At 54.1% G+C, this 13,526-nt stretch carries 11 protein-coding genes, 1 pseudogene and 1 riboswitch; of the genes and pseudogenes, 3 read left to right on the top strand and 9 right to left on the bottom strand.

Features of this window, described 5'->3' with window-relative positions; translation table 11 throughout:
• The first annotated feature begins 37 nt into the window (after positions 1-37).
• Complete coding sequence (gene hldE / locus ACQG11_RS05665; protein ID WP_063149087.1) at positions 38-1,468, top strand: bifunctional D-glycero-beta-D-manno-heptose-7-phosphate kinase/D-glycero-beta-D-manno-heptose 1-phosphate adenylyltransferase HldE; 1,431 nt, start codon at positions 38-40, stop codon at positions 1,466-1,468.
• A 114-nt stretch (positions 1,469-1,582) separates the two neighbouring features.
• Here the strand turns inward: hldE and ubiK are convergent, their stop codons facing one another.
• Positions 1,583-1,879 (bottom strand): ubiquinone biosynthesis accessory factor UbiK, encoded by a 297-nt coding sequence (gene ubiK / locus ACQG11_RS05660; RefSeq protein ID WP_000566823.1) that lies wholly within the window; start codon positions 1,877-1,879, stop codon positions 1,583-1,585.
• A 120-nt stretch (positions 1,880-1,999) separates the two neighbouring features.
• Positions 2,000-2,150: riboswitch (FMN riboswitch) on the top strand.
• Positions 2,151-2,255: 105 nt separating this feature from the next.
• Between ubiK and ribB the strand changes: the two genes are divergently transcribed.
• Positions 2,256-2,909 carry a 3,4-dihydroxy-2-butanone-4-phosphate synthase gene (ribB, locus tag ACQG11_RS05655; protein WP_003862538.1) on the top strand — a complete coding sequence of 218 codons (654 nt, stop codon included), beginning with the start codon at positions 2,256-2,258 and terminating at the stop codon, positions 2,907-2,909.
• Between the two features lie 44 nt (positions 2,910-2,953).
• Here ribB and ACQG11_RS05650 read toward each other — a convergent pair whose 3' ends face one another.
• The 5 genes and pseudogenes from ACQG11_RS05650 to zupT form a co-directional block, all read right to left on the bottom strand.
• Entirely contained in the window at positions 2,954-4,015 is a 1,062-nt protein-coding gene (locus ACQG11_RS05650; RefSeq protein ID WP_423397830.1) for a type 1 fimbrial protein, read from the bottom strand.
• A pseudogene (locus tag ACQG11_RS05645) lies at positions 3,999-4,760 on the bottom strand (fimbrial biogenesis chaperone). The gene ACQG11_RS05650 and the pseudogene ACQG11_RS05645 overlap by 17 nt, the downstream one beginning before the upstream one ends.
• Positions 4,761-4,769: 9 nt before the next feature.
• Positions 4,770-7,214: a fimbria/pilus outer membrane usher protein gene (locus ACQG11_RS05640; protein ID WP_045622941.1), complete on the bottom strand. Its 2,445-nt coding sequence runs from the start codon at positions 7,212-7,214 to the stop codon at positions 4,770-4,772.
• Between the two features lie 76 nt (positions 7,215-7,290).
• Positions 7,291-7,851 (bottom strand): fimbrial protein, encoded by a 561-nt coding sequence (locus ACQG11_RS05635; RefSeq protein ID WP_022649431.1) that lies wholly within the window; start codon positions 7,849-7,851, stop codon positions 7,291-7,293.
• Positions 7,852-8,117: 266 nt separating this feature from the next.
• Positions 8,118-8,891: a zinc transporter ZupT gene (gene zupT, locus ACQG11_RS05630; protein WP_022649430.1), complete on the bottom strand. Its 774-nt coding sequence runs from the start codon at positions 8,889-8,891 to the stop codon at positions 8,118-8,120.
• A 130-nt stretch (positions 8,892-9,021) separates the two neighbouring features.
• Here zupT and ygiD point away from each other — a divergent pair, with 130 nt between their 5' ends.
• Positions 9,022-9,810, top strand: coding sequence for a 4,5-DOPA dioxygenase extradiol (ygiD, locus tag ACQG11_RS05625; RefSeq protein ID WP_045307992.1), 789 nt, complete (start codon positions 9,022-9,024; stop codon positions 9,808-9,810).
• Positions 9,811-9,891: 81 nt separating this feature from the next.
• Here ygiD and ACQG11_RS05620 read toward each other — a convergent pair whose 3' ends face one another.
• The 3 genes from ACQG11_RS05620 to tolC all read right to left on the bottom strand — a co-directional run bounded on the left by ACQG11_RS05620 (position 9,892) and on the right by tolC (position 13,390).
• The gene (locus ACQG11_RS05620) at positions 9,892-11,052 is read right to left on the bottom strand and encodes a glutathionylspermidine synthase family protein (protein WP_022649428.1); all 1,161 of its coding nucleotides are present in this window, start codon (positions 11,050-11,052) and stop codon (positions 9,892-9,894) included.
• 2 nt (positions 11,053-11,054) lie between these two features.
• The gene (locus ACQG11_RS05615; RefSeq protein ID WP_045307990.1) at positions 11,055-11,720 is read right to left on the bottom strand and encodes a DUF1190 family protein; all 666 of its coding nucleotides are present in this window, start codon (positions 11,718-11,720) and stop codon (positions 11,055-11,057) included.
• 191 nt (positions 11,721-11,911) lie between these two features.
• Positions 11,912-13,390 (bottom strand): outer membrane channel protein TolC, encoded by a 1,479-nt coding sequence (gene tolC / locus ACQG11_RS05610; RefSeq protein WP_022649426.1) that lies wholly within the window; start codon positions 13,388-13,390, stop codon positions 11,912-11,914.
• Positions 13,391-13,526: the final 136 nt, after the last annotated feature.

The following is a 13,526-nucleotide window of genomic DNA, read 5'->3' as shown; positions in this document are numbered from 1 at the left end:
TATCGCGCGCAAATTGTGAATCTTTCTGGAGTCAGGAATGAAAGTAACACTGCCAGAGTTTGAACGTGCTGGAGTTATGGTTGTCGGGGATGTGATGCTGGATCGCTACTGGTATGGGCCGACCAGCCGTATCTCTCCGGAAGCGCCGGTGCCGGTAGTTAAGGTCGACACCATTGAAGAACGTCCAGGCGGCGCGGCAAACGTGGCGATGAACATAGCCTCGCTGGGCGCGCATTCGCGGCTGGTGGGCCTGACCGGCATTGACGATGCGGCGCGTGCGCTGAGCCAGTCGCTGGCGGACGTGAACGTGAAGTGCGACTTCGTTTCTGTTCCGACCCACCCAACCATCACCAAGCTGCGCGTGCTGTCGCGTAACCAGCAGCTGATCCGCCTCGACTTTGAAGAAGGGTTCGAAGGCGTTGATCCTGAGCCGCTGCATGAGCGCATTAGCCAGGCGCTGGGCAATATCGGCGCGCTGGTGCTGTCTGATTATGCCAAAGGTGCGCTGGCGAGCGTGCAGACCATGATCCAGCTGGCGCGCAAAGCCAGCGTTCCGGTGCTGATCGACCCGAAAGGCACCGATTTTGAGCGCTATCGCGGCGCAACCCTCCTGACGCCCAACCTCTCTGAGTTTGAAGCGGTGGCGGGCAAGTGCAAAACTGAAGAAGAGCTGGTTGAGCGCGGCATGAAAATCATCGCTGATTTCGAGCTGTCTGCGCTGCTGGTGACCCGTTCAGAACAGGGCATGACGCTGCTGCAACCGGGCAAGGCGCCGCTGCATATGCCAACCCAGGCGCAGGAAGTGTACGACGTGACCGGTGCCGGTGATACGGTGATCGGCGTGCTGGCGGCGACGCTGGCGGCGGGTAACACTCTGGAAGAAGCGTGCTACTTCGCGAACGCCGCGGCGGGCGTGGTCGTCGGTAAACTCGGAACCTCCACCGTTTCGCCAATCGAGCTGGAAAATGCGGTGCGTGGGCGTGCGGATACCGGCTTTGGCGTCATGACCGAAGACGAGCTGAAAGTGGCCGTTGCCGCCGCGCGCAAACGCGGTGAAAAAGTGGTGATGACGAACGGCGTGTTCGACATCCTGCATGCGGGTCATGTCTCGTATCTGGCGAATGCGCGCAAGCTGGGCGACCGCCTGATTGTGGCGGTCAACAGCGATGCCTCAACCAAACGTCTGAAGGGTGAAACGCGTCCGGTGAACCCGCTGGAGCAGCGCATGATAGTGCTCGGCGCGCTGGAAGCGGTGGACTGGGTGGTCTCATTTGAAGAAGACACCCCGCAGCGCCTGATTGCCGGAATTCTGCCTGACCTGCTGGTGAAGGGCGGTGATTACAAGCCAGAGCAAATCGCAGGTAGCGAAGAGGTCTGGGCGAATGGCGGTGAAGTGATGGTGCTCAACTTTGAGGACGGGTGTTCAACCACTAACATCATTAAGAAGATCCAGAAAGACAGTCAGTAAAAAACGGGCCAGTTGGCCCGTTGTTTTATGTCGGGTGGCGGCTGCGCCTTACCCGACCTACGCGTTCATGTAGGCCCGGTAAGGCGTAGCCGCCACCGGGCACAACAGGCCGCACTATGCCTGGTCATCCACCGGTGGAATAGCTGGCGCTGGCTTCACCTCTTCCGGCGCATTGCGGCTCTCCAGCTCGCTCAGACGCTGTTCCAGCAGCGCCAGCTTCTCGCGGGTGCGCAGCAGCACCTGCGTCTGCACGTCAAACTCTTCGCGGCTGACTAAATCAAGGCGAACCAACTGTGCCTGCAACGTCTGGCGGATTTTCTTCTCAACGTCATCACCAAACTCACGAATACCTTTCGGCATGGACTCATGAACCTGACGCGCGATCTGCTCAATTTTCTTTGGGTCAATCATTGTCGTTTCCCTTGATGAAAAGGTGTTAGTGCCTATTGTAGCGCGTCATGCCGCGGGTTAAACAAAATTGTTTGAAGCTTATGCATTGCCCAGGGTAATCAATAGCGTTATAGTTATCTCGCTTATTCTCAGGGCGGGGCGAAATTCCCCACCGGCGGTAAATCAGCTTAACGCTGAAAGCCCGCGAGCGCTTTGGGTGAATTCTCAAAGGTCAGCAGATCCGGTGTAATTCCGGGGCCGACGGTTAGAGTCCGGATGGGAGAGAGTAACGATCCAGTCGGGCAAGGCCCGCTCACGTTATTTTTTTGCCGCTTGTACGGCGCTCCTAAGACTGCCCTGATTCTGGTAACCATAAAGTTAATGAGGTTTTTTTACCATGAATCAGACGCTACTTTCCTCTTTTGGCACTTCAACTCAACGTGTTGAACATGCACTGGATGCACTGCGCGAAGGCCGCGGTGTAATGGTGCTTGACGATGAAAACCGTGAAAACGAAGGCGACATGATTTTTGCCGCCGAGAACATGACCGTTGAGCAGATGGCGCTGACCATCCGTCACGGTAGCGGCATCGTATGCCTGTGCATCACCGAAGACCGTCGCCAGCAGCTTGATCTGCCGATGATGGTTGAAAACAACACCAGCGCCTTTGGTACCGGCTTCACCGTGACCATTGAAGCGGCACATGGCGTCACCACCGGGGTGTCGGCGGCTGACCGCCTGACTACCGTGCGTGCAGCGATTGCTGATGGTGCAAAACCCTCCGATCTGCACCGCCCTGGTCATGTCTTCCCGCTGCGCGCGCAGCCGGGCGGCGTGCTGACCCGTGGTGGTCATACCGAAGCTACCATCGATCTGGTGACGCTGGCTGGCTTCAAACCCGCAGGCGTGCTGTGCGAACTGACCAACGATGATGGCACCATGGCGCGCGCGCCGGAGTGCATCACCTTTGCGCGTCTGCACAATATGCCAGTGGTGACGATTGAAGACCTGGTTGAATACCGCCGGGCGCATGAGCGTAAAGCCAGCTGAACATGCTGATGTGAAAAAGCCGGGGAAACCCGGCTTTTTTGTTTCTAGTGGTAGTTAATTTTGAACAGTACCACGGTTTCAAACGGCCCGGACTGAATCGCTTTTCCTTCATCCCGCGAAAGTTCAGCCGTGTAGTTTTGCTCAAGATTCATCATATCGCCCGTAAAATCGGCGTATTCCTTGTACTGGTTGAATGTGTAAGGCTCCGTTCCGTTAAGAATACGCAGCTTTAACCCATTCCCTATCAGTACCGCGGTGTCGTCTGCGCTGAGCGTTTCGGTTGTGTAAAATGACGAGTCCATCTTAAATCCGTCCGAGCACTGGGCATCCTGCACTTTGGTGGTTCGAATTGAAAACGTGCGAATACGCTTCTGCTGATTCACAATGTCGCGCGCACTGAAGGTGCCGAAGTCAATCTCCTGATTCTCAGGGTAAATGCTAAACGTCGCCCCGCAATCAAGTACCGTAATGTTTTGCAGCCCGTTGATGTGATACTTCAGGTTCTTCGCGTCGGCCATCTGATTAACGCCGCCCTTACCGTCAAATTGCACAACGATGTAATCGCTGAGCGAACTGACATAGCCATGCGGCGGCACAGCCTTTATTCTCACGAAAAGTCGTAATCGGGCGACGAACGTGCGCGAAATATGGATATCATCCGGATTACCAGAGCAAATGCGATTCTCCCACCCCATCTGGCGGATTTGAGCAGGGGTGTAAATAGTGATGTTATCGTTGTCCAGGCACTGGCGGGTATCCACGCCGTTGGGCTGGCCTGTGGCATCGTAATCTATGCCTTCATAGGTGACGCCCAGTTCATAGTAGGGATCGGTTGCGGCAGGATAAGGGTTTACCCAGGCAAAGACATCTTCCGGCTTAAAATTGCTCGAGACGTTGTTATCACACGTCACCGGAATCTTAATGTCATCAGACTCCCATATTTTTTGGCCAATTTGGGCGTTGCTGGGTATGGCAAAGGGGGAGATCGTTTTTGTCTCCTCGACGGAACCGCCAGAGCCACCCAGATAACAGTTAAGCGCCATCGCATCTTCCAAAGGTAGCGCTGAAAGCAGCAATGTAAGCAGGATACTAGCGAGCTTTCGCATCTTTATCGATTTTCCGTTCGGTAAGTTTACATTGCGCCGTTCCGGTGCACTGCACGTCGACTTTTTTCAGTGCACCTTAATCGTCGATATAGCCGATGCTGTAATAACTACCGTGGTAATCGCCGGTAGACGCGGTTGCCGTGGCGAAAGGCGCAATCATCAGACTGTCAAAACCCGGCAGCATGGTTTTAGCATTTTTGCTCAGCCACGCCAGCGTGATGTAGTACGGCGTAGGGTTGTGGACCGTGAGCCCATTCGCGTTGGCGGAAATTTCCATTCGCATTTCAGTCAGTTCGCCGGATTTTTTGCTAATCGCTTCTGGACGCCAGAACAGCTTAATTCGGCTCTGCATTGCTACCTGCATCACGCTGCGCTCCTCGCTGGCGCTGGTGTTTTTTGGCGGTACTTCACGCAGGTTGAAATAAAACAGCGATTCCCTGTCTCCTGGCAGCTGGCGAGTAGCGGCTTGTTTAACAATCCTTATCTGCGACGAGGTGCCCGCTTCGATACGTTGAATGGGGGGAAGCGCCATAAAGTGCGTATCTTCTTTTTGTCCCTTTTCATCTTCAATCCAGGAGAGCGCCAGATAAGGCAGCACCTTGCTCTGGTTGTCCACTTTCAGGCTGCTGGCCTTGTCGCTTTCTGGAAAAACAATGCGCGTGCGGTCCAGATTAATGGCTGCGTGGGTAGCAAATGCTGTGCTGGTTAGCATCAGGCACAGGCTTTTAAACGGCGTTAATTTCATGATGATTTCTTACTGACACGGCAGTATCAACTGCATACTGTTTTCTAAGTGAGAAGGTAACGAGAAGCGACACTGTTGGTTGTCGCCCCATGTCACGCGAAACTGCTGTTCTGGCTCAACGGCGGCCAGCCAGACGCGGCCTTCATCGGCCACCATCCCAACCTGCAAATTGCTTGCTTCCAGGCGAACAATCGCCCCGAGAGGTGGCGCTCCTGATGACATTCGCAGAACGCCTGTCACGTCCTTACCTGCGCGCGTGGCAATCTGACGATAACCAATGGCTCCCTCAGTCCAGGTTGAGGTCACGACGCGGTTGTCTACGTCCACGCCATCAGGGAGGTTGTTCAGATTGACCTGCACGCTGGAGGGGGAATAGCTGGAGAATGACGGTAAAACGCCGATGCCAAAACGGTTGGTCTCATCTCGCGACATGTTCAGCGGGATATTGCCTACCCCGTCGGTGCTGACCATCACACGAGGTTCATTACCGTAGCTGCGCCGGTGCAGCGCGGCGCCTTTCGCCGTTGAGGTGAAGGAACCACTCCAGCTCGCGCTGAGGGAGTTATATTCGTCAGCTTTATAGCTGCCTGAGAGATTGAGATCGCCGTACGTAGAATAATGCTGATAATTCCCGCTGACCTGCGCGCCGGAATCTGGCTTCCCGCTCTCCGCGCCTGCGGAAACGCCCCAGGTATTATTGCGATCCGACGTGTCATACCACGACACGTTATGACTCAGCGTGTCGCTGTTACGCAGGTCATAGTTAAGACGATGATCGGGATCGAGCGGTACGCTGAGCGAGAGATAGAACTGAGTATCGTCACTTTCGTCTTCCTCATCGTAATGCGTTTTACTCCAGGACAGGGTTACGCCGAGGTTCTTCCAGCGGCCCATATCAAAGTTGTAGCCCGCCGTGATGCTGCCGGTCGTGGAAGGTGAATCATTCCACCATGTCTGACGCAGCATGTTGACGTACAGGTTCAGGGATAACGCTGAAATGTACTGGCTTGCCGTCACGCTCAGGGTTTGTTTCTCCGACTGGCGGTCACCGTCGTCATAATCAAGGTAGCGGGCGTAGCTCAAAAACTGGGGGTCTGAGTAGCGGTAGCTGGCAAGCGTAAGCTGACTGCCGGTGGTATCGAAACGCTTGCTGTAGTTAATGCGATAGCTGTAACCCGTCTGACTGCGCTGGTGTGGCAGCTGGCTGGTGGCCTGCGTGACGTCAAAAGAGAGCGCCCCCAGCCAGGCCATATTCTGGCCGATCCCGGCAGCGACGGAACGATAACCGTCGCCATCAGTCAGCGTGCCGCCATACAGGGAGGTATGTGACAGCATGCCCCAGGAAAATTCGCCGCTCATGAAGGCGTTATCTTCAACGTCATGGGAGGCACCCTGGCGCGCTTTACCCGCCGCGAACTTGTAGCGAACCTGACCCTTGCGCGTTAAAAACGGCACGGACTCGGCAGAGACCTGGAAGGTGCTGACGCGGCCGTCCTCTTCCGTGACTTTGACGTCCAGCGTGCCCTGAACCGACTGGTTAAGATCCTGAATAACAAACGGGCCTGGTGGCACTTTACTTTGGTAAATCACGCGATCGGCAAGGCTTACAGTCACCGTGGCGTTGGTTTGCGCTATCCCGGTAATCTGCGGGGCATAGCCGCGCAGCGACCATGGCAGCATACGTTCTTCGCTGATTAGCGATGCGCCGGTATAGGTAAAGGCGTCAAAAATTGCGGACTGGAAATCCGTTTCACCCAGCGTCAGTTTCGCTCCGATTGAGGGCAGAGGGCGGAACATATATACGCGTGAAAAACGGCCATCCTGCTCTGAGCCTGCTTCAGTATCGCTTCGCGTGTACTGGTAATCGCTTCGCAGGCGCCACGCGCCCATGTTCGCACCGACGGTGCCATAGGTATTGGCGTTGTTATTGCTGCTGCCGCTATTGGGCTGATAATGGCTGGCAAAAAGATTGTAATCCAGCAGTACGCCCGGCACGCCGTTGTCCCAGGTGGATGGCGGCATCCAGTCCACCGCACGGTATTGCAGCCATGCCTGGGGGATCGTCACATTCAGGGATTGGCTATCTTGCTCAAACGTAAATCTGATGTCTGGTCTGGCGGCGAAATCAACGCATCCCTCTTTTTCTGGCAAAGCGTGACGAACCTCATCCTGTAACGCAAATGTATCGGCCAGTTCGTGAGGAATACACACTTGAACTGCATTATTTATTTCTCTCCAGCGAAGGAGCCAGCCATTTGCCAGCGGAATATCATTAACTGAAACGGTAACGAAATAGCTTCCCGGCGTAACCGATATTTGATCTTTAAAACGTGATAAATCGACGCTGCCGCGCTGATCTTTATCAATGGCATTTATATTAAATTCAGTGGCAGAGGTAAGTCTCGTCATTAACAGGGATGCAATGATGATTATCCATTGTAATTTGTATGTCATCATCCTGTTACTCGAATATATAAAGGATGCCGACCGGTATGAATTACCAGTCGGCTAATACTGTTACGTAACAGAACTATTTGTACAACAGGACGTAGTTAGCCGTGGCTTCAACCTGGCCTGCCGTCGCAGTTTTACCCGTGGGGACTTCCATAACCGCTTTGAAATGCAGCGTCTGGGTGGTTGATCCTGCCAGCAACTCAACCTCGTTGGATTCTCCCAGCGTGATAGCAGCCTCCGCATTATCCAGCAGACGTACACCCACGTTCTGCGCACCACTTGCATAGGTGTTACTCATCAGGCTGGTGTCCGTCGCGTCTGTCGCTGCGCTGGTGAAGGTGACATCCACTTTGGTAATTGGCGTGTCGGTTTCGTCTGCCGGATCGTCAAGCTGGCAGTTTTCCAGATTAATATCGACCGGAACCGGCGTGGATTTTTTGTTGGCGTTGATAACGGCCGTAGTCACTTCACCCAGATCGACTTCTTTATCAACGCTGTCTGGTGCGATGCTGCACGGTGCGTCAATAACAACACCTTTGAATTTGATTTTGCCAGAGCCTTGATCTTCAGCAAAAGCAGAACCCGACACAATGCCAGCCATAGCCGCTGCTAACAGTAATTTCTTACCCATATACATGGAAATATCCTTTTTCAAAGTGATTCATAATGTGAATATTAGTTTCAGAATACTTGCAAAGTATACGGATTGGGGTGGGAATACGCGATTAACGTGACTTAAATATATTTGTAGGTGCTTTTAATTAATATTTTCAGGCTATCTTAAGAGACGCCTTTTTTTGAAATTCTAATGGGTTTATATTTGGTGGGTTATTATAGGGTAAATATATAGGATTGTTATTTTGAATAGTATAATGCCTCCGTATGAAACGGAGGCATTAATTCTTAACCAATACCTGCCGTTTGTAGCAGAACCAGACTCATCCCCATCACTGACATTCCACACAGCACGCCGTAGCTTGGGTTATTGTTGGGATCGATCTCTTTTGCCAGCGGCATCAGCTCATCGACAGAGAGCGCGACCATAATTCCGGCCACGGCAGCCATAATTGCAGCCATTACAACCGGGGATACGAGGCTACCGAGGATCAGCCACGCCAGCACGCCGCCGAGAATTTCAGCCATCCCGGAGATACCCGCCCAAAAGACAGCTGTACGTTTTGAACCCGTGGCGGCATAAACGGGCCCGGCAACGGCAAGTCCTTCAGGAATATTGTGCAAAGCAACGGCCAGCGCGACACCAAAACCCATTTCCAGGTTGCTGCTGGCCGTGACATAGGTGGCGATACCTTCCGGAAAGTTATGCAGGCTGATACCCAGCGTCAGCAGAATGGCCGTGCGTTTGATATTGCCAGGGATGGGGGCAACGCTTTTTTGCATTAGATCCTGCGGGTGCGCGTGAGGAAGGATACGGTCGAGTGCAAAATAACCCAGCAGGCCAATGATAAACATGCCATAGCCCAGAACAGGCGACATCCCTTCGGCGTGAAGCGCGGCGGGCAGCATCTCCATCAGCGAGATAAGCAGCATGATCCCGGCGGCGAAACCCAGCGAGAAGGCCAGCAGGCGATTAGAGGGTTTTTGACCGAGTACCCCAAGGAACGCACCGATAAAGGTCGCGGCGCCCGCAAGTAAGGTCAAAATCAAAGGTACTGACATGCATTCTCCTTAAGCGATATCTGGCATTCAAATTTCCTGATGATGATCTTCACGGTTATCTACGTTCATCTTCACCTGAATGCGCGTAATGTAGGCCCATCACTTTGTCACTTCCTCTAAGGATATCACCATGTCTCCTTCTCGTATGCCAGCACTGTTTTTAGGCCATGGCAGCCCCATGAACGTTCTGGAAGATAACGTCTATACCCGCGCCTGGTGTCAACTGGGTAAGACGTTACCGCGTCCGAAGGCAATTGTGGTGGTCTCTGCGCACTGGTTTACCCGGGGTACCGGCGTGACGGCCATGGAAGCGCCAAAAACGATCCATGATTTTGGCGGTTTTCCGCAGGCGCTGTACGATACGCATTATCCGGCCCCCGGTTCGCCTGAGCTGGCGCAAACGCTGGTGGATTTGCTGGCACCTTTCCCGGTCACCCTGGATAAAGAGGCCTGGGGCTTTGACCATGGCTCGTGGGGCGTGCTGATTAAGATGTATCCTGATGCGGATATCCCGATGGTGCAACTGAGTATCGACAGCACCAAACCGGCTGCCTGGCATATGGAGATAGGGCGTAAGCTGGCTTCGCTTCGTGATGAGGGCATCATGCTGATTGCCAGTGGCAACGTGGTACACAATCTGCGTACGGTACGCTGGCACGGTGAAAATACGCCGTACCCTTGGGCAACAGCCTTTAATGACTATGTAAAAGACAACCTGACCTGGCAAGGGCCGGTCGAACGGCACCCTTTGGTGAACTATCTGGATCACGACGGCGGTTCGCTCTCTAACCCGACGCCGGAACACTTCTTGCCATTGCTGTATGTATTAGGCGCATGGGACGGTCAGGAGGTTATTACAACACCGGTCGACGGTATTGAGATGGGGAGCTTGAGTATGCTGTCGGTGCAGGTGGGGTAAAACATGCCCGGTGGCGCTGCGCTTACCGGGCCTACGCTCGACATGTAGGCCGGGTAAGGCGAAGCCGCCACCCGGCAAGTCTTATTCAATAAAAATATGCGGGTAGAAACGCGACAGATCCTGCGTAATCAGCGCGCGATCTTCGCGAATACCAATCCCGGCAGGCTGATCGTTAATAAGCCAGCTGCCGATCAGCGTATAGCTGTCGCCAAACTTCGGCAGTTGATAAAACGCCTGGACGATCATCCCTTCCTCACCGTACGGCCCTTCAACCGCTTCCAGCGTTTTACCGTTTTCGATAATCGAGACGTTCGCGCCTTCACGAGAGAAGATTGGCTTAACGACGTATTTCTCCATTGGCGGGAAATCATCTTCGGCAAAGTAAGCAGGCAGCAGGTTCGGGTGGTTCGGGAACATCTCCCACAGCATCGGCAGCAGGGCTTTATTGGAGATAATGCTCTTCCAGGCTGGTTCCAGCCAGCGCACACCGGCGTCTTCCAGCTTGGTAGAAAACATTTCGCGCAGCATGTATTCCCACGGGTAGAGCTTGAACAGGTTGCTGATCACCTGATCCTGCGTGTCCGTAAACTGACCTTTTTCACCTAAACCGATCTCTTCGATATAGAGGAATTCCGTCGCCACTTCCGCTTCGGCTGCGCAGTCCTGCAAATACTGAACCGTACCGCGATCTTCTTCGGTATCGCGACAGCAGGCGAGGTGCAACAGGTTGAAACCGTGCTGTTCTCGCAGTTCGGCGAAACGCTCAATTAGTTTTTCCTGAAGGCTGTTGAACTGGTCGCTGCCTTCCGGCAAGTTTCCGGCATTCGCCTGATCTTCCAGCCAGATCCACTGGAAGAACGCGGCTTCGTACAGGGAGGTTGGCGTATCTGCGTTGTTTTCTAAAAGCTTCGGTTCACCCACGCCATCCCATGCCAAATCGAGGCGAGAATAGAGCGAAGGCTGGTTCGTTTTCCAGGACTGACGAACAAAGCTCCAGGTGTGCTTCGGAATGCGGAATTTGGTCATCAGCTCATCGCTGTCGATGACTTTCTCTACCACCTTCAGGCACATCTGGTGCAGTTCTGCGGTCACCTCTTCAAGCTTTTCGACCTGCGCGAGCGTGAGCTTATAGTAAGCGTCTTCACACCAGTACGGCTCACCGTACATGGTGTGAAAGTTGAAACCGTATTCGGTGGCTTTTTCGCGCCAGTCCGGGCGCTCGACAATACTGACTCGTTCCATGATCAGCCGCCCATTGAGCGAGTCGAAGAGCCGGTCGCACTACGCTGCATGGTGGTTTGTTTCGCCACAGACTCACCGAAGCCGCCACGGGTAATGGTGCTGGTAGTGGCTGGTTTCGGTGCCATCGCGGTTTTCGGTACGGCCATCGTACGGCCAGGCGTTGCAGCACCGTAACCCTTGCCGGTGGCATCGGTGTATTTACCGTACGCCGGGCTGTTTGGGTTTTTAGAACTAAACAGTGGTTGCTGCTGGTAGCCCGCGCCGCCGCTCATCAGACGGCCCATCATATAACCCGCCATCAGAGGCATCCAGAAGCTACCGCTGGACTGTGCCTGCGCCTGGTTTTCCGGTGCCATACCTGCCTGAGCAGGAGCCTGCTGGCACTGGCCTTCGCCGAATTCGGCTACACAGTCTTCGCGTGAGGCATATTTCGGCGCGGTACGTTCTGCCTCTTTCAGGGCGTTGTTATAGGCCGTCGTACACTCGGCGGCTTTACCGGTTGCGCTCGCACAATCGTCAGCGTTTTGATATAGCGACACCGTTTCGTCGCTTTGCTCACAGCCTGCCAGCATAAAGACGGCGGTGACCGCCAGCGCGACAGGTGTCAGGTGGCGTGCGTTCCAGCTTTTGCGGAACGACGCGTGATTCATCGTTTTTGTCCGTTTCATATTTGTCTTCCAGGACCCAAGGGTATTAACGCTCAGGATAGAGGATGAGTGGTTGAAAATGAAGCGAAGAGGGGCTAAATCCGGGGGATCTTTACGTTGGCTTACGTTCGGGGGGGGATTAATGTGCTCCCTCTCCCTGTGGGAGAGGGCTGGGGTGAGGGCATCAGGCCGCACTGGGCCTGATGACACACTTAGTTGCGGAACGGATTCGTGCCGCTGCTGGCAGGTGAGGTGCTGCGTGCTGCCGCTGGCTGTGCAACCGGGGCGCTGCCGTTAGCGTTGAAGTTATCAACCGCGGCATCCTGCTCTGGATTTTCCGGCGCCACGCTGTCAGGCGACGTGGATACCGGTTTACCCAGCGTACTGTTCAGCATTTGCAGATCCTGCTCGTTCAGCGTACCCAGCGCCTGCTTGATGTTCAGCTGGTTAATCAGGTACTGGTAACGTGCGCTGGAAAGCTGCTGTTTCGCGTTATACAGCGTGGTCGTTGCGTCTAACACGTCAACGATGGTACGCGTACCGACGGAGTAGCCTGCTTCCATCGCGTCCAGAGAGCTTTGCGCAGAGACAACGGCCTGTTTGTAAGCGTTGATGCTACTGATAGAGGCATTGACGTTGTTAAAGGAAGAACGCACGGTCTGCACCACGTTGCGGTGCGCGCTTTCCAGCTGCTCGCTGGCACCCACAAAGTTGTATTGCGCCTGTTTCACCTGAGAGTTAACCATCCCGCCCTGGTACAGCGGCAGAGAGAAGCTAAGGCCCACTTTGTTCTGGCCAACGTTGCTGTCGTCATAGGCCTGAGACGTCGTTTTAGACCCGCTGTAGCTGGTATCCGATACGCCGGTAGAGGCGCTCAGGCTCAGGGTTGGCAGGTGACCATCCTGTGCAAGGCGGATCTGCTCGCGTGCCAGATCCTGGCTCAGGCGCGCCTGCAATAAGGTCAGGTTACGGTTTTCCGCTTCTTTCAGCAGAGCATTAACCGCCTGCGGTTTGTCCGTTTTGAAACTGTCCACGTTCAGAGAGGCCAGCTCAGGATAGTAGTTACCGGTGACCTGACGCAGTGCTTCCAGTGCGTTGTCGAGGTTGTTACGTGCGGTCACTTCGTTAGCCAGTACGGTATCGTACTGTGAACGGGCGTTCTGCACGTCCGTGATCGCGACCAGGCCTACGTTAAAACGCTGGGTGGTTTGATCTAACTGGCGGTAAATCGCCTGTTTCTGCGCTTCGGTATAGGAGAGCGCGTCAATCGCGCTCAGCACCTGGAAATAGGCGGTCGCGGTATTCAGGATCAGCGTTTGCTGATCGGTCTGATAGGTGACATCCTGAATGCCTGCGCTCTTTTCCTGCAAACTCAGTTCACGCCATTTGGACATGTCGAACAGGGTCTGTGTAAGCTGTAAAGAGGCGCTGGTGGCATTCGAGTCGATGCCATTGTTATCGCGAAAACCGTTAGTGTAGGTATAATCTGCACCTAAGCCTAACTGCGGCAGCAGTGGACTACGTGCTTCGTTAATCTTTTCAAACGCAGCATCACGATCGGCCGCTGATTTACGTAAATCAGGGTTGCCCAGACGTGCCTGCTGGTAGACCTGTAACAGGTTCTCTGCCTGGCTCATTGCACTGAAGCCCGTCAGGCTCAGGCCGATAAGGATGGGGAGCAATTTCTTCATTTGCATTCCTTGTTGTGAAGCAGTATTAGCGCTGATCTAATTAAAAATAATTGCCGATTCTAACAGAATCATCCACACCAAAAGGTTGGCGTAACGTGCCATCTGGCGGTAATTTGCTCCAATCTACCATATAGCC

The sequence above is a fragment of the Enterobacter cloacae complex sp. 372C4 genome (genome assembly GCF_050030615.1).
In the GTDB taxonomy this organism is placed as follows: Bacteria; Pseudomonadota; Gammaproteobacteria; order Enterobacterales; family Enterobacteriaceae; genus Enterobacter; species Enterobacter intestinihominis.
Note: the sequence above shows the minus strand (reverse complement) of the source record. Positions and strands in the feature narration are given on the sequence as shown.